This window comes from Variovorax sp. Varisp46 (assembly GCF_059491885.1).
Genome location: NZ_CP168515.1, coordinates 4,076,770 through 4,101,113, shown reverse-complemented (window position 1 = coordinate 4,101,113; position 24,344 = coordinate 4,076,770). Strand labels below are relative to the sequence as shown.

The following is a 24,344-nucleotide window of genomic DNA, read 5'->3' as shown; positions in this document are numbered from 1 at the left end:
ATGCATTCTAGAAAGCGCTCGCAGCAATTCGCAAGGCATCCCACGCACCACGAGAAGTACGCTTGCGAAGCTTCCCGAGATGCATAGTTTTCTTGCCGCCCAAGAACGGCGCCAGCAAAGGAAAGCGAATCGGCGATCTGTATTCGAAAAAGCAGCCTGGCTCTCGTGGCCGATCGATCTGTGCTCTCGTGATTCGCAGCAGGGTACGCATGGAGCCAGAGTGCAGTTTGCAAGGACCATTCTCTCGAACTGTGTCTTGGCAGATCGCTATCGATCGGATATTTTTCCCGCACCTTCCGCGTCACGCGGAGACATCCACATCGAACCAAAAAGTTCTTCTTTTGGAGCGACAAGTCCACCCACCATGAAGAAGCGAGTCAAGTATTCGAGAGGCGCGGAAATCGATACCCAGTCCGCCGTGGCGGCGCAACGCAAGAAAACAGGCCCGCGGGATTTCTCGGGCGATTCATGGAGTTCACGATGACCACTCGACGCGAAGTACCCGGTATCAGGAAATACAACGCCCCGGCCGGAGGCTGGGGTGCGCTCAAGGCGACCTCGCAAGCCATCTGGGCTCAGATGGAAACGGTCCGGGCACCGATCACGCTGATGCGGACCAACCAGCCCGACGGATTCGATTGCCCGGGCTGCGCATGGCCCGACAAGGAGCACAAGTCCACATTCCAGTTTTGCGAAAATGGCGCGAAAGCGGTCACTTGGGAGGCAACGACGAAGCGAGTCACTCCTGACTTCTTTGCCCAGAACACGGTCGAATCGCTCCTTGGCATGAGCGATTACGAGCTCGAGAACATGGGCCGGTTGACGCATCCGATGGTCTACGACCAGGATACTGACACATTTCGTTCGGTGGAATGGGAAGCCGCATACGCACGCATCGGAGAGATCCTTCGCGGACTGACGCCCGAGCAGGTCGAGTTCTATACGTCCGGCCGCGCGTCGAATGAAGCTGCGTACTTGTTCCAACTGTTTGCACGCGAACTCGGCACGAACAACTTCCCAGACTGCTCGAACATGTGTCACGAGCCTACCAGCGTTGGCCTGCCACAGGCGATAGGGCAGGGCAAGGGCACGGTTTCGCTGGATGACTTTGAAGAATGTGAGTTGATCATCTCGATCGGCCACAATCCGGGCACCAATCACCCGCGGATGATGGGTACGCTGTGGGAAGCATCTCGCCGCGGCGTCCCGATCATCGTGCTCAATCCACTGCGCGAGCGAGCGCTCGAACGCTTCCAGGATCCACAGGCCGCGCTTGAAATGGCGACATTTCGCTCGACCCGGATCGCGTCGACCTACTTCCAGGTCAAGGCCGGCGGCGACGCGGCTGCGCTCAAAGGCATCATGAAGGCGCTGCTGGAGATGGATGCGGCGCAAGGCAACGTGATCGATCACGATTTCATTGCAGCGCATACCCAAGGCTACGAGGCCTTTTCCGCTGACCTCGAAGCGACGACGTGGCCGGATATCGAACGCGTGAGCGGGCTCACGCGCCCTGAACTGGAGCAGGCCGCGGCCGCCTACGCGAAATCGAAGAAGACGATCGTCACGTATGGCATGGGCGTCACCCAGCACAACAAGGGCACTGCCAACGTGCGCTTGATCGTCGACCTGCTGTTGATGCGCGGCAATATCGGCAAGCCCGGCGCCGGTGTGTGTCCGCTGCGCGGCCATTCGAATGTGCAGGGCAACCGCACGGTCGGCATCACCGAGAAACCGAGCGCCGATTTCCTGAAAAAGATCGAGGAGGTCTTTGGCTTCACGCCGCCCCAGCACCACGGTCATGACGCGGTAGCCGCAATGCAGGCGATGGTCGCGGGCAAGTCCAAGGCGCTGCTGTGCCTTGGCGGCAATTTCGCAGTCGCGCTGCCAGATTCCAAGGCGTGTTTTCCGGCAATGAGGCAACTTGACCTGAGCGTGCATTTCGGTACCAAGCTGAACCGTTCGCACTTGCTGACAGCCAAAGAGACCTATCTCTTTCCGGTCATTGGCCGGACCGAACTCGACGTGCAAGCAACCGGACCGCAATCGATCACGGTCGAGGATTCGATGTCGATGGTCCACGCCTCGGGCGGCAAGCTGACGCCGGCATCCCTGTTCTGCCGTTCCGAGCCGGCGATCGTTGCCGGCATCGCGAGCGCGACATTGCCCAACAGCAAGGTGAACTGGCTCGAGTTGATCACCGACTACGACAAGATCCGTGTCTTGATCGAGCGCACACTCCCGGGCTTCGAGGACTATAACGAGCGTATACGCAAACCGGGCGGCTTTCGCATGCCGCTGCCGGCGACTGAGCGTCGCTGGGACACGCCGACTGGCAAGGCGATGTTCGCGGTGTACGAAGGCGTGAACGAAGACGCGGCTTACGCCGGAGCAGACGTGCTGCGTCTCGTGACGCTGCGCAGCCACGACCAGTACAACACAACGATCTACGCGCTCGACGATCGGTATCGCGGCGTGTTTGGTCGGCGCGACGTGCTGTTCATGAACGAGTCCGATATGGCCGAGCAAGGAATTGAGCACGGCGACGTCGTCGATATCGAGACAGCAATCGGCGACAGAAAGCTCCGCCTCGAAAAGATCACTGCGATCGCGTATGAGATCGCCCGGGGGTCGGTCGGTGCGTACTATCCGGAAGCAAACGTTCTTGTTCCACTCGACTACATCGATAAGGAAAGCGGCACGCCGTCGTACAAGTCCGTGCCTGTCCGGGTGACACGCGCAGCAGAGGCTGCCATCTGATTGCCGATGACCTCAGGGCATCGCGCACGGTCATTCCTAGTCCTTCACGGATTCACAACATGCCGCCAGATACAACCTCCACCGATTCCGGTCGACGTCAGGCCGGGCAGAGTCCTGATGGTCCCGCCGCCAGGCAGCCTGCAAAAGAAGCTTCTAAGCCCTCCGGATTGCCGCATGCCCTGACCGGAGCGGAAGCCGAAACCGTTGCGCTGCAGGCCAGGAACACGGAACTGGAGGAACTTTACCTCCGCGCCCAGGCCGACATGCAGAACGCCCGCCGCCGCGCCGACGGCGAGATCGCCAAGGCCCGCAAGTTCGCCGTCGAGGCCTTTGCCGAGAGCCTGCTGCCGGTGACCGACAGCCTCGAAGCCGGCCTGGCCATCAAGGACGCCACGTCCGAGCAGATCCGCGAAGGCGCCGAAGCCACGCTGCGCCAGCTCAAGAGCGCGCTCGAACGCAACAAGGTGATCGAAGTAGCCCCCGCGCCCGGCACCAAGTTCGATCCGCACCAGCACCAGGCCATCTCGGTGGTACCCGCCGACCAGGAGCCGAATACTGTGGTGAGCGTGCTGCAGAAGGGCTACACCATCAACGGTCGGGTGCTTCGGCCAGCGCTGGTGATGGTGGCAGCGTCCCATTGATACGGATCACAGAGCGAACAAGCACCTCAGTCGTGCGGAATTCACATCGACGTTTGTACAGTCATCAGGAGTAGCAACATGGCCAAAATCATCGGCATCGACCTCGGCACCACCAACTCGTGCGTGTCGATCATGGAAGGCAACACCACGCGTGTGATCGAGAACTCGGAAGGCGGCCGCACGACGCCCTCCATCGTCGCATACCAGGAAGATGGTGAAATCTTGGTCGGTGCATCGGCCAAGCGTCAGTCGGTGACCAACCCCAAGAACACGATCTATGCGGTCAAGCGCCTGATCGGCCGCAAGTTCGAGGAAAAAGAAGTGCAGAAGGACATCGGGCTGATGCCGTATGCCATCGTCAAGGCCGACAACGGTGACGCATGGGTCGAGGTGCGTGGCAAGAAGCTCGCGCCGCAGCAGATCAGCGCCGAAATCCTGCGCAAGATGAAGAAGACGGCCGAAGACTACCTCGGCGAAACCGTGACCGAAGCCGTGATCACGGTGCCGGCCTACTTCAACGATGCCCAGCGCCAGGCCACGAAAGACGCCGGCCGTATCGCGGGCCTCGACGTGAAGCGCATCATCAACGAACCGACCGCTGCAGCCCTGGCCTTCGGCCTCGACAAGCAGGACAAGGCCGATCGCAAGATCGCCGTGTATGACCTCGGCGGCGGCACCTTCGATATCTCGATCATCGAAATCGGGGTCGTTGAAGGCGAAAAGCAGTTCGAAGTGCTGTCGACCAACGGCGACACCTTCCTGGGCGGCGAAGACTTCGACCAGCGCATCATCGACTACATCATTGCCGAGTTCAAAAAGGACCAGGGCGTCGACTTGAGCAAAGACGTGCTGGCTCTGCAGCGCCTGAAAGACGCTGCAGAAAAGGCCAAGATCGAGCTGTCGAACAGCGCGCAGACCGACATCAACCTGCCCTACATCACGGCCGATGCCTCGGGTCCGAAGCACCTGAACATCAAGCTCACCCGCGCCAAGCTCGAAAGCCTGGTTGACGAGCTGGTCGAGCGCACCATCGCCCCGTGCCGTCTGGCCATCAAGGATGCGGGTGTCGGCATGTCCGACATCAGCGACGTGATTCTGGTCGGCGGCATGACCCGCATGCCCAAGGTGCAGGAAAAGGTGAAGGCCTTCTTCGGCAAGGAACCGCGCAAGGACGTGAACCCCGACGAAGCCGTGGCCGTCGGCGCCGCCATCCAGGGCCAGGTGCTCTCGGGCGACCGCAAGGACGTGCTGCTGCTCGACGTGACCCCGCTGTCGCTGGGCATCGAGACCATGGGCGGCGTCATGACGAAGATGATCGCCAAGAACACCACGATCCCGACGAAGTTCGCACAGAGCTTCTCAACCGCCGAGGACAACCAGCCGGCCGTGACCATCAAGGTGTTCCAGGGCGAGCGCGACATCGCCTCGGGCAACAAGCTGCTCGGCGAATTCAATCTCGAAGGCATTCCGCCGGCGGCACGCGGCACGCCGCAGATCGAGGTGAGCTTCGACATCGACGCCAACGGCATCCTGCACGTCGGCGCGAAGGACAAGGGCACCGGCAAGGAAAACAAGATCACCATCAAGGCGAACTCGGGCCTGTCCGAGGACGAGATCCAGAAGATGGTGAAGGACGCCGAACTGAACGCGGCCGAAGACAAGAAGAAGGTTGAACTGGCCCAGGCCCGCAACCAGGGCGAGGCCATGGTGCACAGCGTGAAGAAGTCACTGGACGAACATGGTGCAAGCCTGGACGCCAGCGAGAAGGAAAAGATCGAAGCCGTGATCAAGGACGTCGAGGAAGCGCTCAAGGGCGAAGACAAGTCCGCGATCGAGGAAAAGACCAACACGCTGATGACCGCAAGCCAGAAGCTGGGCGAGAAGATGTATGCCGAATCGCAGGCTGCAGCAGGTAGTCCGGAAGCTGCAAGTGCACCGGCAGACGACAACGTCGTCGACGCCGAAGTCAAGGAAGTGAAGAAGGGCTGATTTCCTGGCAGACGGGTAGGCAGAACGTCATGCCGGGCAGCGAGACCCGTTTCGCTCCGGACCCGATCCGACCGCCCGCGATGCCCTCCCGGCGGAGTCGGTCGGCCGATCCTGCCGCTGCCCTGCCGCCTGATGCAGATCCTGCTGGCAGTCACAACGAACTCAATCCATGCGACAAGACAAACTCACCACCAAATTTCAGGAAGCGCTGGGCGACGCACAGTCGCTCGCGCTGGGCAACGACAACGCCTACATCGAACCGGCCCACCTGCTGCTGGCGATGCTGCGCCAGGACGACGGCCCACGCGCTCTGCTGGAGCGTGCCGGCGTCAACGTACCGGGCCTGACGCAGGCGGCCGAGGCCGCCATCAAGAAGCTGCCGCAGGTGCAGGGCCACGACATCGTGCAGGTCGGCCCCGAGCTCGGCAAGCTGCTGCAGGCCACCGAGAAGGAAGCCATCAAGCGCAATGACCAGTTCATCGCGGGCGAACTCTTTCTGCTCGCCGTGGCCGACAGCAAGGCCGACATCGGCAAGATCGCCAAGGAGAACGGCCTGAGCCGCAAGTCGCTCGAATCGGCCATCGACGCCGTGCGCGGCGGGCAGGGCGTGAACAGCGCCGATGCCGAAGGCCAGCGCGAAGCCCTCAAGAAATACTGCCTCGACCTCACCGAGCGCGCCCGCCTGGGCAAGCTCGATCCGGTCATCGGCCGCGACGAGGAAATCCGCCGCGCCATCCAGGTGCTGCAGCGCCGCACCAAGAACAACCCCGTGCTCATCGGCGAACCCGGCGTGGGCAAGACCGCCATCGTCGAAGGCCTCGCGCAGCGCATCGTCGCGGGCGAAGTGCCCGAGTCGCTCAAGGGCAAGCGCGTGCTGTCGCTCGACATGGCCGCGCTGCTGGCGGGCGCCAAGTTCCGCGGCGAGTTCGAGGAACGCCTGAAGACCGTGCTCAACGAACTCGCGAAGGACGAAGGCCAGACCATCGTCTTCATCGACGAGTTGCACACCATGGTCGGCGCCGGCAAGGCCGAAGGTGCCATGGACGCAGGCAACATGCTCAAGCCCGCGCTCGCGCGCGGCGAGCTGCACTGCGTGGGTGCCACCACGCTCGACGAATACCGCAAGTACATCGAGAAGGACGCCGCGCTGGAGCGCCGCTTCCAGAAGATCATCGTGGGCGAGCCCAGCGTGGAAGCCACCATCGCCATCCTGCGCGGCCTGCAGGAGAAGTACGAAGTGCACCACGGCGTGCAGATCACCGACCCGGCCATCGTGGCCGCGGCCGAGCTGTCCGACCGCTACATCACCGACCGCTTCCTGCCCGACAAGGCCATCGACCTGATCGACGAGGCTGCGGCCAAGATCAAGATCGAGATGGACTCCAAGCCCGAGGTCATGGACCGCCTCGACCGCCGGCTGATCCAGCTGCAGATCGAGCGCGAAGCCGTGCGTCGCGAGAAGGACGAGGCCTCGCAGAAGCGCCTCGGCCTGATCGAGGGCGAGATCGAGAAGCTGCAGAAGGAAATCGCCGACTACGACGAGATCTGGCAGGCCGAGAAGGCCCAGGCCCAAGGCAGCGCGCAGGTGCGCGAGGACGTGGACAAGATCAAGTTCCAGATCGAGGAATGGAAGCGCAAGGGCGACTTCAACAAGGTCGCCGAGTTGCAATACGGCCAGCTGCCCGCGCTCGAAAAGCGCCTGAAGGAAGCCGAAGCCAATGAGGCCACCAAAGGCAAGTCGAGCGCGCCCACGCTGCTGCGCACCCAGGTCGGCTCCGAAGAAATCGCCGAGGTCGTGGCACGCGCCACCGGCATTCCGGTCGCCAAGCTGATGCAGGGCGAGCGCGACAAGCTGCTCGTGATGGAAGACAAGCTGCACGAGCGCGTGGTCGGCCAGGACGAAGCCATCGGCGCGGTCGCCAACGCGATCCGCCGCTCGCGCTCGGGCCTGTCGGACCCGAACCGTCCCACGGGTTCGTTCCTGTTCCTCGGCCCCACGGGCGTGGGCAAGACCGAGCTGTGCAAGGCGCTGGCGGGCTTCCTGTTCGACAGCGAGGACCACCTGATCCGCATCGACATGAGCGAGTTCATGGAGAAGCACTCGGTCGCCCGCCTGATCGGCGCGCCGCCGGGCTACGTGGGCTACGAGGAGGGCGGCTACCTCACGGAAGCCGTGCGCCGCAAGCCCTACAGCGTGGTGCTGCTCGACGAAGTCGAGAAGGCCCACCCCGACGTGTTCAACGTGCTGCTGCAGGTGCTCGACGATGGGCGCCTGACCGACGGCCAGGGCCGTACCGTGGACTTCAAGAACACGGTGATCGTGATGACGAGCAACATCGGCTCGCCCATCATCCAGGCCATGGTGGGCAAGCCCTCCGAAGAGATCAAGGAAGCGGTGTGGGACGAGCTGAAGAACTACTTCCGCCCCGAGTTCCTGAACCGCATCGACGAGACCGTGGTGTTCCATGCGCTCGACGCGAAGAACATCGAATCGATCGCAGCGATCCAGCTCAAGGTGTTGCAGGCGCGGCTCGCGAAGATGGACCTGGGGCTGGAAGTGTCGCCAGCGGCGCTGGCGGAGATCGCCAAGGTCGGCTTCGACCCGGTGTTCGGTGCGCGGCCCCTGAAGCGCGCGATCCAGCAGCGCATCGAGAACCCGCTGTCGAAGCTGCTGCTGGACGGCAGCTTCGGGCCGAAGGACACGATCGAGGTCACGACCGATCCGATCCGGTCGCCGGGCAAGTTCATTTTTTCCAAGGCGAAGGCCAAGGCCAGAGCCAAGAGCCTGCCGGCAAGCAGCGCCGCCTGAGGCCAGAGCACGTCCGCGGACATCGATCATGGACTTCAAGGATTACTACAAGACTCTCGGCGTCGAGCGTGGGGCAACGCAGGATGAGGTGCGCAAGGCCTATCGCAAGCTCGCCCGCAAGTATCACCCCGATGTCAGCAAGGAGGCAGACGCGGACAAGCGGATGCGCGAGATCAACGAGGCCAACGATGTGCTGCGCGACAAGGAAAAGCGCGCTGCATATGACCAACTCGTCGATCATGTTGCGCGTGGCGGCAGTCCTGACGGCCAATTCCATCCGCCGCCGAACTGGGACGAAGGGTTCGAGTTCCATCGAGGCCCAAGGCAAGGGCCGGCCGACCAGGCCGAGTTCAGCGAGTTCTTTTCTTCGATGTTTGGTGCGGCTGAGCGACGTGATGCCTACCGCAAGAATTTCCGGGCACGCGGCGAGGATCATCATGCAGCGATTGAAATCTCGCTGGAAGATGCGCTAAAGGGCGTCGAACGCGAGATCACCCTGCGTGGGCAGGAGATCGATGCGCAGGGTAGGCCTGAATGGAAGACGCGAACCTTCAGCGTCAAGATTCCCGCGGGCGTCCACCCTGGTCAGCTCATACGGTTGGCGGGCCGGGGTATGCCAGGTCACGGTGGTGAAGAGTCGGGCGATCTGTATCTTGAAGTCCGTATCGCACCGAATGCGCTCTACCGTATTGATGGCTGTGATCTATACATGACTTTACCCGTCACCCCGTCGGAGGGGGCACTGGGAGCGAAGGTCCAGGTGCCCACCCCTGGTGGCGGCGTTGTCGAAGTCACCATTCCTGCCAATGCGCGTAACGGGCTCAAGTTGCGCCTCAAAGAACGCGGATTTCCGGGCAAGCCACCCGGCAATCTCTATTTGCTGATCGAGATTGCGCTGCCACCGGCCAACACCGAAGCGGCACGCAAGGCTTACGAGCAACTGGCTTTGGCTGCGCCGTTCAACCCACGTCGCCATTTGGGAGTATGAGCACTATGACTTCCTCTTCCATTCAGGGTACGCCAGTGGATGCATTGCACCCGCTCACAGCCGACGAACTCGCTCACGCTTGCGGCGTTCGCGTTGATTGGGTCGTCGAACTGGTCGACATCGGCATCATCGAATCGAAGGTGCCGTCGCGGGTACCCACGCAGTGGCGCTTCCACGGTGCCGATCTGCAGCGTGCGCTCGTGGCGGCACGGCTTGAACGCGACTTCGGGACCAACCTGGATGCGGCCGCGCTCATCATTGACCTGCAGTACGAGGTGCGGCGTTTGAAAACGGCACTACTAGTTCGAGGCCTAGGAGTAACCTGAAAAGTTCCACCACCATCCCGGCTGAGTGATGATCAAAGCATGAAGCAACAGATCTCAGCTTGGTCCCTGCGCCGGCCGAAGTAGAGCATTAGCCGCTTCACCCTCGTCGAGACTCTTCCTGCATTGCGAGTGGGGGCCGATAGTCGCGATGATCCCAGAAATTCTCAGCCACATATGACTGCATTGGACAGACGGTAGAAATCCGTCAACCCAGTCCACCAAAGCCCAGACCGGCCCATCGGCCGCGCTGGGCTTTTTGCCGTCTGGTTTCACCGGATGTGCCTTCCTCCCTTTCAACCAGGAACGCTCCTGTGCGTTCACCTCGCTCATGGAAATCGACTTCACCCCATCTACCTTTGACGATGAACCGTATCAGCCGCAAGAGACGTTTGCACCCACATCGAGCTCCACCTGTCCTGTCTGTCAATCACGGCACGTTGTTCGGCGCGAAACCGCTAAGAAAGCCGGCGCCATCATCGGCACTGTGGCCGGCGTAGCCGGCGGCATTTCGGGCGCGTTGTCCGGCGCGATCACAGGTGCCGAGTTCGGCTTGGCCGCAGCAACACCGTTGGGCATGGTGGCCGGCGCCGTCCTTGGCGGATTGAGTGGCGGCGTCGCTGGCTGTGTTGTTGGCGCGGCACTCGGCGAGGCTGTCGACGACGCATTCCTGCGCAACCGCCGCTGCCTCGGCTGCGGTCACACCTTCCGTCTCGCGCCGCTGATTTCTTTCGCGTTCTCCTCGCGTCAGCTTCTGTATTCCAATCCCTCTCATTCAGGAGTCCTCGTGGACCTAATCACCCCCGAATTGCGCGTACGGCTGCTGGCCAACGGCCAGATCGCGCGCGACAACCCACGCTTCGATCCTTGGCCTGTGGCCAAATGGTTCAACCCATGCGGTGCCGCCACTTGGCTGATCACCGAGCTTGACCCCGATGACGAAGATCTTGCATATGGCCTCATGGACCTTGGATGGGCAGCCCCGAGACGGGTCATGTGTCCGTGCGGGAGTTGAGTGCCATCCGGCTGATGGGCGGCGCGCTTGGCATCGAGCGTGACTTGCACTGGCGCGCCGAAAAGCCTTTGAGCGCGTACCTGCGTTTGGCACAAGTTGCGGGTCGCATCGTCAGCTGAATCCATTCACTCAACGCCTGCCCCGTGTGCGATTGGAGCCAGGGGCAGCCAGGAGCCTCAGTGGGACCTGCTGCGAAGCCACGTCCGATTGTCCTTCGAGCCAGCACCTTTCAAGCATCGCTGCTCGAAGCGGCCGCAGTCATACAGGACCTGACGCCAGCTGACGCGCTTGTAGCGCTCCAGCGTGTATTCGGGATGCAGCGTCCTCATCCGCTCCACTACCTGGGTCAGCGGGGCCCAACCGTCCACCGCCAGAGCGCATTCGGCCTCGCGCAGATGTTCCACCACGGAGCTCAGTCCCCAGTCCACCACGCCGTCTGGTCGCTCCCGAGGGCGCCCTGCTCGATGTTCACCACCTCTTCACGAGCGGCGAGACGCTGGACAAGAACGTGCTGTCGGTACGGCCGGATGGGCACTTGGCGGGCGGAGACGGCGTCCTATTGCCGCAGTCCGTGCCCACAGGCCAAGCCATGGCGGACCGCGTCGGCTCCGGCTCATTGGGACAAGTGGAGGAGACGCTGATACGCCGTGCGCTGGAACACTGCGGAGGAAACCTCTCCGCGGCGGCGCGCGTGCTGGGTGTCACACGTCCCCAACTGGCCTACCGTGCGCGCACACATGGATGCCGATGATTGCGTATGCAGAGCCCGACCAGTCCGGTGGGCGCGCGCGTGTTTTCACGTATACCGTCGCGACAACCTCAACTACCGGAGACAAGCTTGAAATTCTCGATCTGTACCCTCGCGGCAGCCCTGGCGCTTTCTTTCACCGCACTGCAAGTTCATGCTCAGACCAAGCCAGCGCGTGACGAGTTCTTCTGGCTCGGGGAGATCAACAAAGCCTCCGCAGTCATCAACATCGACGAAGGTTTGCTGGATCGGTCCATGGGGCCGCTGGTCTACTCCGGCATCACCAAGGTGTTGGTCGATGGGGGCAAGCCGGGGGGCAAGCGCCCAACGAACGTCATCACTTTCGAGCCATTGCTGATTGACGCCGTAGGCCCTCAGATCACTCTGCTGCATGCCGGCCGCTCGAGCCAGGACATGCTGGCGACGCTGCGCTCGGCCATCTTGCGCGACGACATGCTGGCTTTGGCCGAGCAGCTGAACAAGACGACCGGCACCCTGGTGAAGTTGGCGGACAAACACAAGGACACCATCGTTCCCAACTACACCAATGGCGTGGCCGCTCAGCCCAATAGCTATGGCCACTATCTATTGGGAATTGCGGCCGGCCTGGACCGCGACGCACAACGGATCCGCGAGGCCTATGTTCGGATCGACCGCTCGTCCATGGGCACCACGGTGCTCAACGGCACCAGTTGGCCGCTGAACCGCAAACGCATGGCGGATTACCTGGGCTTTGCAGCCACGGTCGACAACGCCTATGACGCATCTCAGGTCTCATCCGTAGACGAGCCCGTCGAAGCAGGTGCCATCGTCAGCGCCATCGCCCTGCATGCCGGCATGTTTGTCGAGGACGTCATGGCGCAATATTCCCAGGCTCGTCCCTGGATCTTGCTGCGCGAGGGAGGCGAAAACACCTATGTGTCCAGCGCCATGCCACAAAAGCGCAATCCGGGCCTGCTCAACAGCACTCGCCGCGACGCATCGACTACCTTGACGCTTGGCATCGGGGCAGCGCTTCTGGCACACAATATTCCGACAGGCATGAGCGATGCGAAGGACGCCAGGCCTACCAGCGCGATGATCCGCAGCGCCATCGGCGTGCTTGGCAACTGGGACAAGATCCTCGGGGCGCTGGTTGTCGATCCGGAGCGTGCACTGGAGGAGCTCAACAGCGATTGGACCGCCTCCCAGGAACTCGCCGACGTTCTGATGCGCAGGTACAAACTGCCTTTCCGTGTCGGGCACCACTTCGCTTCAGAAGTGGTGGAGTACGCCAAAGCCAAGAACATCAAGCCACTCGACTTCCCCTATGTGGAAGCACAACGCATCTATGCCGAAACGGTGAAAGGCGAGTTTGCAACTGCGCTGCCGATGTCCGAGGCGGAGTTTCGATCGTCGCTCGACCCTGCCGCTATCGTCAAGAACCGCCAGACCGCTGGAGGTCCGCAGCTGAAAGAGATGGACCGGATGTTGAGGGAGTCGACGAAGCGCGTTGCCGAGCAGGAGGCTTGGATCAACGCGCGCAGGGCGGATGTCTCGATCGCATTGGGACGGCTCGATTCGGCTTTTGAAAAACTGGGGGCGGGCCGCTAGTTCCGCTCACGCGTGTTCGCACCGGCCGGAACGCAGAAGCCTGCGGTCGACCGGCTCAACCCGTCATCGAACAAGGCACTGGCTGCGGCAAAGGTTCGCGCGCATGGCCGGCCTGGTCTTCGATCCCAAGGCCTCGACGCCGGCCGAACTCACGCAGCGCATGGCGGCGCAGACGGAGCTCCGGGCGCCGATCCTCCGCCTCGGGATGGATCAAGCAGTAGAGCTGCCGTCCCGCGCGCCCTTGCATCGCCTACTGCGCAGCAGGCTTCAAATAGATTTCGACACGGCGATTCTGCGTGCGGCCTTCTTCGGAGGCATTGCTTGCCACCGGCTGTGTCTGGCCTCGTCCTTCGGCGGTCAGGCGGGTGTTCGCCACACCGCGATCGGCCAGGTAGGTCGCCACGCTTTGCGCGCGGCGCTGCGACAGAGCCATGTTGTGGTCCGGATTGCCGGTGCTGTCGGTATGGCCGACCACGCGCGCGTTGATCCTGGGCTCCTGCGAAATGGTCTGGGCCACACCGTCGAGCACGCTTCGGAACGAAGGCTTGATGGTCGCGCTGTCGGTGTCGAACGTGACATTGCTGGGAATGTTGACCATCAGCGAGCCGTCCGGCTGATCGGTGATCTGCGTGCCGGTGCCGGCCGTCTGGCCACTGAGCTTGTTGCGGATGTTGGTCCAGTTGTAGCCCACGCCGGCGCCGACCGCCGCGCCAACCGCTGCACCGATCGCCGTGCTCTTCTTGTCGTGCCCGATGAGATTGCCGACACCGGCGCCGAGGACGGCGCCTGTACCGGTGCCGACGGCCGTGTGAGTCCCTTGTTCGGTTGCACAGCCTGCGGCGAGTCCAGCTGCGAGTGCGAGTGAGATCAGCCCGAGTTTCATAATGGTCCCTTTCAGTTGTTTCCGTTGAATCGACTGCCTTGGCTGATGCTTTGCCAAGCGCAAGCGCGATCTGGAGAAGACAACTCGCGCACGGAGACAAAGGCCGACAGGCGGAACCGCTTCTTTGACTGTTGGCCCAGACCAGGTTTGGCAATCGTGAAATAGGTCGCGCCTGGAACGGCTCGTTACAGGCTTTCCTGCGTTCAGAAGGGCGGTGCTGAACTACGGGCTCAAGGAGGCTCCGGCGCACGATCCACGGAGCGACTGCCTCGAGCCCCTCAGGGCCCGCTGCCACCTGTTCGCGCCTGTTTCGAGAAATGCCTTGAAAGACGCTATAATGGAGGGCTTAGCGGCTGTAGCTCAGTTGGATAGAGTACTTGGCTACGAACCAAGGGGTCGTGGGTTCAATTCCTGCCAGCCGCACCATCACTGAAAATGCCCGGAAGATTCTTCTTCCGGGCATTTTTCTTTTGTGCCTTCGCGATGGATCGACCGGTGAAGCCCGAAAGGTCGATAAAAGCGGGCTATAATTGCAAGCTGTGCGGCTGTAGCTCAGTTGGATAGAGTACTTGGCTACGAACCAAGGGGTCGTGGGTTCAATTCCTGCCAGCCGCACCACTACAAGGAAAGCCCGCAACGAAAGTTGCGGGCTTTTTTCATTTGGAGGATTTTGCGATGAGCAAGGCATTCACCAAGGAAACCGACTCCGACGGAGATGACGACAGTGCCGATGGTGCGTCACCTCCGCTGCCTGCAGGCAGCAAGAACTACATCACGCCCGAAGGCTATGCGCGCCTGCGCGACGAACTGCTGCAGCTGATGGACGAGGAGCGGCCCAAGATCGTCGAAACCGTGCATTGGGCGGCCAAGAACGGTGATCGCTCCGAGAACGGCGACTACCTCTACGGCAAGAAGCGCCTGCGCGAAATCGATCGCCGCATCCGCTTTCTCACCAAGCGCCTCGAAATCGCGGAGGTCACCGATCCCTCGGTGCACCACGGCCGCGACCAGGTTTTCTTCGGCGCGACAGTTCGCTATGTCGACGAGACGGGTGACGAGCGCAGCGTCACCATTCTCGGCATCGACGAAGCGGAAAGCGCGAAATCGCAGGTCAGCTGGATCTCGCCGATTGCGCGGGCACTGCTCAAGTCGCGCGAGGGCGACGTGGTGAAGCTCGTGACGCCCGGCGGGGCGCACGAAGTCGAGATTCTGTCGGTGAGCTATCCGGCGCCGCGCCCAGCAGCGGCGTAGCCGTCCTCAGGAGGCCGGAACCGTCCTGGAGGCGGTCAGCACCGACGCGGTACGCCGGGCCGCGCGCAGCACCGCATCCAGGTGCGTGCGGTCGCGCACGGCGATCACGAAGCGCAGGTCGGTCGAGTCCTGCGGGGTTTCGTCGGCCATTTCCACGTGCGTGATGTCGGCTTCCGCATCGGCCAGCGTGGCGGCGACGCGCGCCAGCACGCCCTTGTCGTTGCGCACGGTGATGACCACCCCGGTCTCGAAGGCGCGCGTGGGTTCGTCCGCCCACTCGACTGCGAAGAAGCGTTCGCTGTCCTTGTGGCGCAGCCGCTGGCCGACGCCGCAGTCTTCCGTGTGCACCACCAGCCCTTCTCCATGGCCGAGATAGCCGACGATCTGGTCGCCAGGAATGGGCCGGCAGCACAGCGCAAACCGCACCGACGAGTTCTCGCTGCCATCCAGCGTGACCGCACCCTGCGACACGGTTTCGTGCGAGATGAAGCGCTCGCGGCTCAACAGCAGCGCATCGGGCCGTTCGCCTAGTTCGGAAAGCATCGCCACCAGCCGCTTGGCGACGATGCTGGCGATGCGCTTGCCCAGGCCGATGTCGGTCAGCAGCTCGGAGCGGGTGCGGTTGCCGGTGAAGCGCAGCAGCTTTTCCCACAGCGCCTGATGCTCTTCGTCTTCCTCGGGCAGCTTGCTCAGGCCTTCGGCGCGCAAGGCCTGCGCGAGCAGCTTTTCGCCCAGGCCTTCGGACTCGGCGTGCGCCAGCGTCTTCAGGTAGTGGCGGATCTTGGAGCGCGCCCGGCCGGTCCGCACGAACCCGAGCCAGGCCGGATTGGGCGTCGACACGGGCGCCGTGATCACCTCGACCACGTCGCCGTTCTTCAGCTCGGTGCGCAGCGGCACCTGGTCGCCGTTGATGCGCGCGGCCGAGGTGTGATCGCCGATGTTGCTGTGGATGGCATAGGCGAAGTCGACCACCGTGGCGCCGCGGGGCAGCGCCATGATCTGGCTCTTCGGCGTGAACACGTACACCGCGTCGGGGAACAGGTCGACCTTGACGTGATCCCAGAACTCGGCCGCATCGCGCGTCTCGTCCTGGATGTCGAGCAGCGACTGCAGCCACTTGGTGCCCAGCCGGTCATTGCTGGCCGCGTTCGGCTCGGCGGCCTTGTACAGCCAGTGCGCGGCCACGCCCGATTCGGCCACCACGTGCATCGCCTCGGTGCGCAGCTGGAATTCCACGCTGACGCCGGCCGGGCCTACCAGTGTGGTGTGCAGCGACTGGTAGCCGTTGAGCTTGGCGATCGCAATGTGGTCTTTGAACTTGCCCGGCAGCGGCTTGTACATCTGGTGCAGGATGCCCAGGCCGGTATAGCAGGCGATCACGTTCGGCACGATCAGGCGGAAGCCGTAGATGTCGGTCACCTGGGCGAAGCTCAGGTGTTTTTCTTCCATCTTGCGGTAGATCGAATAGAGCGTTTTCTCGCGTCCTGCGATCCGCAGTGTCATGCCGGCGGCCGAGAACGCGGCCTCGACCTCTTTTTGCACCTTTTGGATCAGGTCGCGCCGACGGCCGCGCGCCTTGGCGACGGCCTTCGACAGCGTGGCGTAACGCCACGGTTTCAAATGCCGGAACGACAGCTCCTGCAGCTCGCGGTAGGTCTGGTTCAGCCCGAGCCGGTGCGCGATGGGCGCGTAGATCTCGAGCGTCTCGCGCGAGATGCGGCCCCATTTTTCACGCGGCGCATCGGCCAGTGTGCGCATGTTGTGCGTACGGTCTGCCAGCTTGACGAGGATGACGCGCACGTCGCGCGCCATCGCCAGCAGCATCTTGCGGAACGACTCGGCCTGGTTTTCCTCGCGGGTGTTGAACTGCAGCTTGTCGAGCTTGGTCAGTCCGTCGACCAGTTCGGCAACCGGGGCGCCGAAGCGCTCGATGAGTTCGGGCTTGGTGACGCCGCAGTCTTCGATGGCGTCGTGGAGGAGGGCGGCCATCAGCGCCTGCGCATCGAGCTTCCACTCGGCGCATTGCGCCGCCACGGCGATCGGGTGCGTAATGTAGGGCTCGCCGCTGTTGCGCAGCTGGCCCAGGTGGGCTTCGTCGGCGAAGCGGTAGGCGCGCCGGACCAGTTCGGTGTCTTCGGGGCTCAGGTAGTCGAGGCGCGCGGTCAATGCCGCGAAGCTCGCGGCGGCCGCGTTCAGCGCCGCCGGGCTCGGCTTCGGCGTGCCTTTGGGGGCATGGGACTGATGTTTGGCTACCGCGCTCATGGCTACCACTTTAGCGTGACCGCTCTGTGGACGCGTCCGGACATAAAAAAAGCACCGCTTCGCGGTGCCTTTTCGTTGCAGGGCTGCGTCAGATCAGCCCGGCACCTTCTTGAGCATTTCGAGGCCGATCTTGCCTTCGGCGATTTCGCGCAGGGCGGTCACGGCGGGCTTGTTCTTGCTCTCGATCTTGGGGGCATGGCCCTGGCTCAGCATGCGCGCACGGTAGGTGGCGGCCAGGACGAGCTGGAAACGGTTCGGAATATTGACGAGGCAATCTTCGACGGTGATGCGGGCCATGATGAGAATCTTTCGGTCTGGGAGCGGTGAACTCGGATATCAGGGGATGTTCAGTGCGGCGAATGTGTCGGCACGGGCACGGCGCTGTGCGGAATACCGGAGCCGCTGAGCGTGGACGATCGCCTTGAGATCGAAAAGTGCGCGCTCAAATAACTCGTTGATTATAACGAAGTCGAATTCCCCCGCCCGGGCCATCTCTTCGGCGGCGTTTTTAAGCCGCAATTCGATGACCGAGGCGCTGTCTTCGCCGCGCCGCTCGAGCCGCGAGCGCAGCTCTTCCCAGCTGGGGGGCAGGATGAAGATCATCACCGCGTTGGCAAAGGTCTTGCGGATCTGCAGGGCGCCCTGGAAGTCGATTTCGAGGATGACGTCCGCGCCCTGGGCGATCCGCTCCTCAATGGCCTTCTTGGAGGTGCCATAGCGGTGGCCGTGCACATGTGCCCACTCCACGAAGCCGTCGGCCGCGATCATCGCGTCGAACTCCGTCGGCGACGCAAAAAAGTACTCGCGGCCATGCTTTTCCTGTCCGCGCGGCGACCGGGTCGTGTGCGACACCGAAGGCTGCACGGCCGAGTCGAGTTCCATGAGCGCCTTGACCAGGCTCGATTTGCCGGCGCCGCTGGGCGCCGCCACCACGAAGATGTTGCCGGGGTAGTCCATTCTGTCGCTCGTCGTCATTCGATGTTCTGCACCTGCTCGCGCATCTGCTCGATCAGTACCTTCATGTCCACGCCGATGCGCGTGAGTTCCAGCGCCGCCGACTTCGAGCCCAGGGTATTGGCCTCGCGGTGCAGCTCCTGGATCAGGAAGTCGAGGCGCTTGCCGATCTCGCCGCCCTTCTTGAGCAGCCGCTCGATCTCGTCGAGGTGCGAATTCAGCCGCGTGAGCTCCTCGGCCACGTCGATGCGGATCGCGAAGGCGGTGGCCTCGGTCAGCGCGCGGTCCTGGGCGGCCTCGGGCAGCGTGCCGCCCGTGCCGGCGGTCAGGCCCATGGCCTCCTGCCAGCGTTCCAGGAAGCGGGTGCGCTGCTGTTCGACCAGCTGCGGCACCAGCGGGCCGGCCTGCTGCACCAGGGTGCGCAGTTGGGCCAGGTGGGCTTCGAGCATCTTCGCCAGCCGGGCGCCTTCGCGCTGGCGGGCCGACATCAGGCCCTCGAGGGCCTTGCCTGTGACATCGATCAGGTCGGGCCCCCAGTCGCCGCGGGCGGCGCTGTCGCCGCCGGCCAGGCGCAGCACGTCGGCCACGCTCAGGTCGCGCGCGGCGGGCAGCCAGGCCTTGATGCTGTCCTGCACCCCGTTGAGCCGCTGGAGCAGCTTGACGGAGGGCTCGACCACGCCGGCCTGGGCCGTGTTTTCGATGGCGGCGCGCACCTCGACCTTGCCGCGCTTGAGCTTGCCCGTGAGCAGCTCGCGCAGCGCGGTCTCATGCTGGCGCAGCTCCTCGGGCAACTTGAAGGTGAGATCGAGGAAGCGGCTGTTGACCGAGCGGATTTCGACCCCGAGCCGACCCCCGGCGGAAGGCCGTGCATCGGCTTCGGAGTGGCTGCCTGCGGACCCGTTCTGGCCGCTGGCGTAGCCGGTCATGCTGTAAACTGGCATTGCGCCTCACTGTGGTTTTGCTTGCATGCACCGAGGCGTCGGCACGGCGTTCGCTTGCCGCACCATCGCCTTCGGGCGAAACTCCCGGATTATGTCAAAGGTCAAGCCTACGCCCCTGTTGCCCGATACGGTCATTGGTGGTTACCGCGTTGTACGCCGGCTTTCCGCAGGTGGTTTCGGTGTCGTCTATCTCGCCATCGACCCCAGCGGACAGCAGGTGGCCATCAAGGAATACCTGCCGTCGTCGCTCGCCACCCGAGGCCCCGGTGAGCTCGCGCCGCAAGTGCCGCCCGAGAAATTGTCGCTCTACCGGCTGGGGCTCAAGAGCTTCTTCGAGGAGGGCCGCTCGCTCGCGCAGATCTCGCACGCCTCGGTGGTCAGCGTGCTCAACTTCTTCCGCGAGAACGAGACCGTCTACATGGTCATGAACTACCTGGAGGGCGCGACCCTGCAGGATTTCGTGGTCACCGCGCGAGACCTGAAAAAGCAGAAGGTGTTCCGCGAGTCGACCATCCGCTCGCTGTTCGACGAGATCCTGCGCGGCCTGCGCATCGTCCACCAGTACAAGATGCTGCACCTGGACATCAAGCCGGCCAACATCTTCGTCACCGACGACGACCGCGCCGTGCTGATCGATTTCGGCGCCGCGCGCGAAGTGCTCAGCAAGGAAGGCATCTTCATCCGCCCCATGTACACCCCCGGCTTCGCGGCCCCCGAGATGTACCGGCGCGACTCGTCGATGGGCCCCTGGACCGACATCTACGCCATCGGCGCCTGCATCTACGCCTGCATGCAGGGCTATCCGCCCAACGACGCGCCGCGGCGAATCGAGAAAGATCGGCTCAGCCTGTCGCTGTCGCGCCTGCGCGGCGTGTACTCCGACAACCTGATCGAGGTGGTCGAGTGGTGCATGTCGCTCGACCCGCTGTCGCGCCCGCAATCGGTCTTCGCGCTGCAGAAGGAATTGAGCCGCGAAGGCGAGCGCCGCTACACCAAGCTCACGGTGGGCGAGAAAGTGCGCCTGTCGATCGACAACATCCGCTCTTTCGACAAGAAGAGCCTGCCCAAGGCTGCTGCGCCCACCACGCGCCCCGCATGACATCATGAAATTCTCCGTCTTCCAGGTCAGCCGCAAGGGCGGGCGTCTCAAGAACGAAGACCGCATGGGCTATTGCTACACGCGGGAATCGGGGCTGTTCGTGCTGGCCGACGGCATGGGCGGCCATCCGGAAGGCGAGGTCGCGGCGCAGCTGGCGCTGCAGACCATCGCTGCGCTCTACCAGCGCGAGGCCCGCCCGACCGTGAAGGACGTGAAGGCCTTCCTGGCCGAATCGGCCATGGCCGCGCACCAGCAGATCATGCGCTACGCGAGCCACAAGGCCATGCTCGACACGCCGCGCACCACCGTTGTCGCGGCCGTGCTCCAGGGCACCACCGCGACATGGATGCACTGCGGCGATTCGCGCCTGTACGTCGTGCGCGACGGCCGCCTGCTGGTGCGCACGCGCGACCACTCGCACGCCGAACGCCCCAAGCCGCACGGCTCGGACATGCCCGTCAACCGCAACCTGCTGCTGACATGCCTCGGCTCGCCGACCACGCCGCTGTTCGACATTGCGGCGCCGCTGCAGCTGCAGCGCGGCGACCGCATCATGCTGTGCTCCGACGGTGTCTGGGGCGTGCTCGACGACGAATTGATCGTGCACACGCTCTCCTCGGGCAAGCCCGTGTCCGATGCGGCTCCCGACCTCGCCGAGATGGCCCTGCGCAAGGGCGGTGCCCACAGCGACAACGTCACGCTCATCGCGCTCGAATGGGAAATGCCCGACAGCGCGGACGACCGCAGCGGCGTATCCACCGAGACCATCGAAGACGGCGTGTTCGCCTCGACCATCCAGGCCGGCATGCCGGCGTCGGACAACGAGATCGACGACCTCGACGAAGACGCCATCGAGCGCTCCATCGCTGAGATCAACGAGGCCATTCGCCGTTCCGCCGCACGCAAGACCTGAGCGCGCGCGGCTTTTCTTTTTTCTTTCCAATTCCCGAACAAATGACTGCTTTCACGCGAAGCGGCGGCCGCGCCGCCGATCAATTGCGACCGGTGCGCATCACCCGTGGCTTCACCATCCATGCCGAAGGCTCGGTGCTGATCGAGTTCGGCCAGACCCGCGTGCTGTGCACGGCCTCCGTCGAAGAGAAGGTGCCGCCGCACAAGAAGGGCAGCGGCGAAGGCTGGGTCACCGCCGAATACGGCATGCTGCCGCGCGCCACGCACACCCGCAGCAGCCGCGAGGCGGCCAAGGGCAAGCAGACCGGCCGCACGCAGGAAATCCAGCGCCTCATCGGCCGCTCGATGCGCGCCGTGTTCGACCTTGCCGTGCTCGGCGAGCGCACCATCCACCTCGACTGCGACGTGCTGCAGGCCGACGGCGGCACCCGCACCGCCGCCATCACCGGCGCCTTCGTGGCGGCGCAGGACGCGGTCAGCAAGCTGGTGGCCAGCGGCGCCATCGAGGCATCGCCCATCAAGGGGCACGTGGCCGCCATCTCGGTGGGCATCGTCGGCGGCACGCCGTTGCTCGACCTCGAATACACCGAAGACTCGGCCTGCGACACCGACATGAACGTCGTCATGACCGGCGCCGGCCACTTCGTCGAAGTGCAGGGCACGGCCGAAGGCGTGGCCTTCACTCGCGAAGAAATGAACATCCTGCTCGGCCTTGCCGAGAAGGGCATCGGCGAACTCGTGACCTTGCAGAAGCAGGCACTGCTCTCGAACTGACTCATGAAACTGGTTCTGGCTTCCAACAACGCAGGCAAGCTCGCCGAACTCCAGCAACTGTTTGCAGGGCTGGCCGTTACCCTGGTGCCGCAGTCGGCGCTGGGCGTGGGTGAGGCTGAAGAACCTTTCCGCACCTTCGTGGAGAACGCGCTGGCCAAGGCCCGCCACGCCAGCGCCGCCACTGGCCTGCCCGCCATCGCCGACGACGCGGGCCTTTGCGTCGATGCCTTCGGCGGCCTGCCGGGCGTCGACACCGCCTACTACGCCACGCAATTCGGCTACCCCAAGGGCGACGCCAACAATGTGAAGGCGCTGCTCGAGCAACTCGACGGCGTGGCCAACCGCCGCGCCGCGCTCGTGAGCACGCTGGTCGCGTTGCGCAGCCACGACGACCCCGAGCCGCTCATCGCCATCGGCCGCGTCGTCGGCGAGATCGCGCCCGCGCCCGTTGGCGACAACGGCTTCGGTTTCGACCCCGTCATGTACCTGCCAGCCTTCGGCAAGACCTTTGCCCAACTGCCGCCCGAGGTCAAGAACGCCAACAGCCACCGCGGCCGCGCGGCGCAGGCCATGTTGGCGCTGATGCGCGAGCGCTGGCTGTAATGGCCACCATCTTCCCGATCCAGCCGGCGCAGTCCACGGGAGCGCCGCAGGCCAACGACGTGCTGCACTGGATGCGGCCCGGTCCGTTGCAGCTCAGCGCGCTGCCGCCGCTGTCGCTCTACATCCACCTGCCGTGGTGCCTGCGCAAGTGCCCGTACTGCGACTTCAACTCGCACGAATGGCGCGCCGCGAGCGAAGCGGAGATCGACGGCATTCCCGAGCAGGCGTACATCGATTCGTTGGTGGCCGACCTGGATGCCGCACTGCCGCTCATCTGGGGCCGCACCGTCCACACCATCTTCATCGGCGGCGGCACGCCGAGCCTGTTTTCGCCGCAAGCCATCGACCGCCTGCTCGGCGATGTGCGTGCGCGCCTGAAGCTCACGCCCGATTGCGAGATCACGCTCGAAGCCAACCCCGGCACCTTCGAGCGCAATCGCTTTCGGGCCTACCGCGCGGCCGGCGTCACGCGCCTGTCGGTGGGCGTGCAGAGCTTCAACGACGAGCACCTGAAGGCGCTGGGCCGTGTGCACGATCGCGCCCAGGCCATTGCCGCGCTCGAAGAGGCTGCGAGCACCTTCGACACCTTCAACCTCGACCTGATGTACGCGCTGCCGGGCCAGACGCTCGAGGGCCTGGAAGCTGATCTGTCGCAGGCGCTGGCGCTCGCGCCGCCGCACCTGTCGGTGTACCACCTGACCATCGAACCCAACACCTGGTTCGCCAAGTTCCCGCCGACCCTGCCCGAGGACGACATCGCCTACGCCATGCTCGACCGCATCACCGAGCGCACCACTGCGGCCGGCATGTCGCGCTACGAGGTGTCGGCCTATGCGCGCGAAGGGCACCAGTGCGCGCACAACCTCAACTACTGGCAATTCGGCGACTACCTTGGCATTGGCGCCGGCGCGCACAGCAAGCTGAGCTTTGCGCACCGCATCGTGCGCCAGGTGCGCTTTCGTGAGCCGCGCCTGTACATGGAGAACGCACGCGCGGGCGCCGCCGTGTCGCAGAGCGACGAGGTGGCGCTGGCCGATCTGCCGTTCGAATTCATGCTCAATGCGCTGCGGCTGAAGCAGGGCTTCACGCTGCCGCAGTTCAGCGAACGCACGGGGCTGGCAATGACGTCGATCCAGCGTGGATTGGAAGAAGCCGAGCGCAAGGGGCTCGTGGCACGCGACCTGTTCCGCGTGTGGCCGACCGAGCGCGGGCTGGATTTTCTAAGCGATCTGCAGGCGATGTTCCTGCCCGATGAAGCGTAGGGCAACGCCGTCGGCATAAAATCGACGGTTCCGGAGAGTTGGGTGAGTGGTTTAAACCAGCAGTCTTGAAAACTGCCGACGAGAAATCGTCCGTGAGTTCGAATCTCACACTCTCCGCCAGAAGATAAGGAAAATAGCGCCTTACGGGGCGCTTTTTTATTTCTTACACCATCGTTCCTACCAATTCGACTTACGGTTGGTTTGAGCATAGATGTATCGCCGCCAACCCCCGCAGGGGTTGGTCTTGTCTATGCTTTGCTGCCACTAAGCGGCGGGCCATCGACGCCGTACACGTCTTTCAGACTGAGAGCTGCCGATCACACATTCCTCGGTGAACGACCGCTGCTTGACGAAGAACGGACATCTACCTGGCCCTGGGCGTGCTGCCCGGCGGCACGCGCGACATCCTGGGACTGTGGATTGAGGGCACCGAGGGCGCCAAGTTCTGGATGAAGGTGTTCAACGACCTGAAGACCCGAGGGGCCGCTCAAGATAATTGTCGCTGGTCAGCGACCAGCGACTCAAATGGCCGCGACG

Annotated in this window: 20 protein-coding genes, 3 tRNA genes and 2 pseudogenes; 19 read left to right on the top strand and 6 right to left on the bottom strand. The window is 63.6% G+C overall.

Features of this window, described 5'->3' with window-relative positions; genetic code table 11:
* Positions 1–480: 480 nt before the first annotated feature.
* The 7 genes and pseudogenes from ACEN9N_RS19415 to ACEN9N_RS19385 all read left to right on the top strand — a co-directional run bounded on the left by ACEN9N_RS19415 (position 481) and on the right by ACEN9N_RS19385 (position 10,644).
* Positions 481–2,760 carry an FdhF/YdeP family oxidoreductase gene (locus tag ACEN9N_RS19415; RefSeq protein ID WP_495654308.1) on the top strand — a complete coding sequence of 760 codons (2,280 nt, stop codon included), beginning with the start codon at positions 481–483 and terminating at the stop codon, positions 2,758–2,760.
* A 59-nt stretch (positions 2,761–2,819) separates the two neighbouring features.
* Entirely contained in the window at positions 2,820–3,401 is a 582-nt protein-coding gene (gene grpE, locus ACEN9N_RS19410; RefSeq protein ID WP_495654307.1) for a nucleotide exchange factor GrpE, read from the top strand.
* Positions 3,402–3,479: 78 nt separating this feature from the next.
* Positions 3,480–5,390 (top strand): molecular chaperone DnaK, encoded by a 1,911-nt coding sequence (dnaK, locus tag ACEN9N_RS19405; protein WP_495654306.1) that lies wholly within the window; start codon positions 3,480–3,482, stop codon positions 5,388–5,390.
* Between the two features lie 169 nt (positions 5,391–5,559).
* Positions 5,560–8,199: an ATP-dependent chaperone ClpB gene (clpB, locus tag ACEN9N_RS19400; RefSeq protein ID WP_495654305.1), complete on the top strand. Its 2,640-nt coding sequence runs from the start codon at positions 5,560–5,562 to the stop codon at positions 8,197–8,199.
* A 28-nt stretch (positions 8,200–8,227) separates the two neighbouring features.
* Positions 8,228–9,187, top strand: a complete 960-nt coding sequence (locus ACEN9N_RS19395) for a DnaJ C-terminal domain-containing protein (RefSeq protein WP_495654304.1) — start codon at positions 8,228–8,230, stop codon at positions 9,185–9,187.
* 5 nt (positions 9,188–9,192) lie between these two features.
* A complete protein-coding gene (locus ACEN9N_RS19390) occupies positions 9,193–9,513 on the top strand; it encodes a chaperone modulator CbpM (RefSeq protein ID WP_495654303.1) in 321 nt (106 codons plus the stop codon).
* A gap of 784 nt (positions 9,514–10,297) precedes the next feature.
* Positions 10,298–10,644: pseudogene (locus ACEN9N_RS19385) on the top strand (DUF2958 domain-containing protein).
* A gap of 57 nt (positions 10,645–10,701) precedes the next feature.
* Here the strand turns inward: ACEN9N_RS19385 and ACEN9N_RS19380 are convergent.
* Entirely contained in the window at positions 10,702–10,929 is a 228-nt protein-coding gene (locus tag ACEN9N_RS19380) for a hypothetical protein (RefSeq protein WP_495654302.1), read from the bottom strand.
* 185 nt (positions 10,930–11,114) lie between these two features.
* On the opposite strand from ACEN9N_RS19380, the gene ACEN9N_RS19375 reads away from it, so the two are divergent.
* Both ACEN9N_RS19375 and ACEN9N_RS19370 read left to right on the top strand, forming a co-directional pair.
* Complete coding sequence (locus tag ACEN9N_RS19375) at positions 11,115–11,276, top strand: helix-turn-helix domain-containing protein (protein ID WP_495654301.1); 162 nt, start codon at positions 11,115–11,117, stop codon at positions 11,274–11,276.
* An 87-nt stretch (positions 11,277–11,363) separates the two neighbouring features.
* On the top strand, positions 11,364–12,866 hold the full coding sequence (locus tag ACEN9N_RS19370) for a lyase family protein (RefSeq protein ID WP_413314426.1): 1,503 nt from the start codon (positions 11,364–11,366) through the stop codon (positions 12,864–12,866).
* Between the two features lie 250 nt (positions 12,867–13,116).
* Here the strand turns inward: ACEN9N_RS19370 and ACEN9N_RS19365 are convergent, their stop codons facing one another.
* Positions 13,117–13,749: a YiaD family glycine zipper/OmpA-like lipoprotein gene (locus ACEN9N_RS19365; RefSeq protein WP_413314427.1), complete on the bottom strand. Its 633-nt coding sequence runs from the start codon at positions 13,747–13,749 to the stop codon at positions 13,117–13,119.
* Between the two features lie 349 nt (positions 13,750–14,098).
* Here ACEN9N_RS19365 and ACEN9N_RS19360 point away from each other — a divergent pair.
* The 3 genes from ACEN9N_RS19360 to greB all read left to right on the top strand — a co-directional run bounded on the left by ACEN9N_RS19360 (position 14,099) and on the right by greB (position 15,000).
* A tRNA-Arg gene (locus tag ACEN9N_RS19360) sits at positions 14,099–14,175 on the top strand.
* Positions 14,176–14,290: 115 nt separating this feature from the next.
* Positions 14,291–14,367: transfer RNA gene (locus ACEN9N_RS19355), tRNA-Arg, on the top strand.
* Positions 14,368–14,424: 57 nt separating this feature from the next.
* A complete protein-coding gene (gene greB, locus ACEN9N_RS19350; protein ID WP_007835879.1) occupies positions 14,425–15,000 on the top strand; it encodes a transcription elongation factor GreB in 576 nt (191 codons plus the stop codon).
* A 6-nt stretch (positions 15,001–15,006) separates the two neighbouring features.
* Here the strand turns inward: greB and ACEN9N_RS19345 are convergent, their stop codons facing one another.
* From ACEN9N_RS19345 to ACEN9N_RS19330, 4 genes are all read right to left on the bottom strand, one after another.
* Entirely contained in the window at positions 15,007–17,262 is a 2,256-nt protein-coding gene (locus ACEN9N_RS19345; RefSeq protein ID WP_007835877.1) for a RelA/SpoT family protein, read from the bottom strand.
* 93 nt (positions 17,263–17,355) lie between these two features.
* On the bottom strand, positions 17,356–17,559 hold the full coding sequence (gene rpoZ / locus ACEN9N_RS19340) for a DNA-directed RNA polymerase subunit omega (RefSeq protein ID WP_007835875.1): 204 nt from the start codon (positions 17,557–17,559) through the stop codon (positions 17,356–17,358).
* A 39-nt stretch (positions 17,560–17,598) separates the two neighbouring features.
* The gene (gene gmk, locus ACEN9N_RS19335) at positions 17,599–18,219 is read right to left on the bottom strand and encodes a guanylate kinase (protein ID WP_007835873.1); all 621 of its coding nucleotides are present in this window, start codon (positions 18,217–18,219) and stop codon (positions 17,599–17,601) included.
* Between the two features lie 14 nt (positions 18,220–18,233).
* Entirely contained in the window at positions 18,234–19,157 is a 924-nt protein-coding gene (locus ACEN9N_RS19330; RefSeq protein ID WP_495654300.1) for a YicC/YloC family endoribonuclease, read from the bottom strand.
* A 91-nt stretch (positions 19,158–19,248) separates the two neighbouring features.
* Here ACEN9N_RS19330 and ACEN9N_RS19325 point away from each other — a divergent pair, with 91 nt between their 5' ends.
* From ACEN9N_RS19325 to ACEN9N_RS19295, 7 genes and pseudogenes are all read left to right on the top strand, one after another.
* Complete coding sequence (locus tag ACEN9N_RS19325; protein WP_042673779.1) at positions 19,249–20,256, top strand: serine/threonine protein kinase; 1,008 nt, start codon at positions 19,249–19,251, stop codon at positions 20,254–20,256.
* Positions 20,257–20,260: 4 nt separating this feature from the next.
* Positions 20,261–21,169 carry a PP2C family protein-serine/threonine phosphatase gene (locus ACEN9N_RS19320; protein ID WP_056595071.1) on the top strand — a complete coding sequence of 303 codons (909 nt, stop codon included), beginning with the start codon at positions 20,261–20,263 and terminating at the stop codon, positions 21,167–21,169.
* A 41-nt stretch (positions 21,170–21,210) separates the two neighbouring features.
* Positions 21,211–21,942, top strand: coding sequence for a ribonuclease PH (rph, locus tag ACEN9N_RS19315; protein WP_007835865.1), 732 nt, complete (start codon positions 21,211–21,213; stop codon positions 21,940–21,942).
* 3 nt (positions 21,943–21,945) lie between these two features.
* Positions 21,946–22,545 carry a non-canonical purine NTP pyrophosphatase gene (locus tag ACEN9N_RS19310; RefSeq protein WP_413314429.1) on the top strand — a complete coding sequence of 200 codons (600 nt, stop codon included), beginning with the start codon at positions 21,946–21,948 and terminating at the stop codon, positions 22,543–22,545.
* A complete protein-coding gene (gene hemW, locus ACEN9N_RS19305; protein ID WP_478180409.1) occupies positions 22,545–23,807 on the top strand; it encodes a radical SAM family heme chaperone HemW in 1,263 nt (420 codons plus the stop codon). Before ACEN9N_RS19310 ends, hemW begins: the two co-directional genes overlap by 1 nt.
* 32 nt (positions 23,808–23,839) lie before the next feature.
* Positions 23,840–23,927: transfer RNA gene (locus tag ACEN9N_RS19300), tRNA-Ser, on the top strand.
* Positions 23,928–24,157: 230 nt separating this feature from the next.
* A pseudogene (locus ACEN9N_RS19295) lies at positions 24,158–24,289 on the top strand (transposase); the annotation flags it as partial.
* Positions 24,290–24,344: the final 55 nt, after the last annotated feature.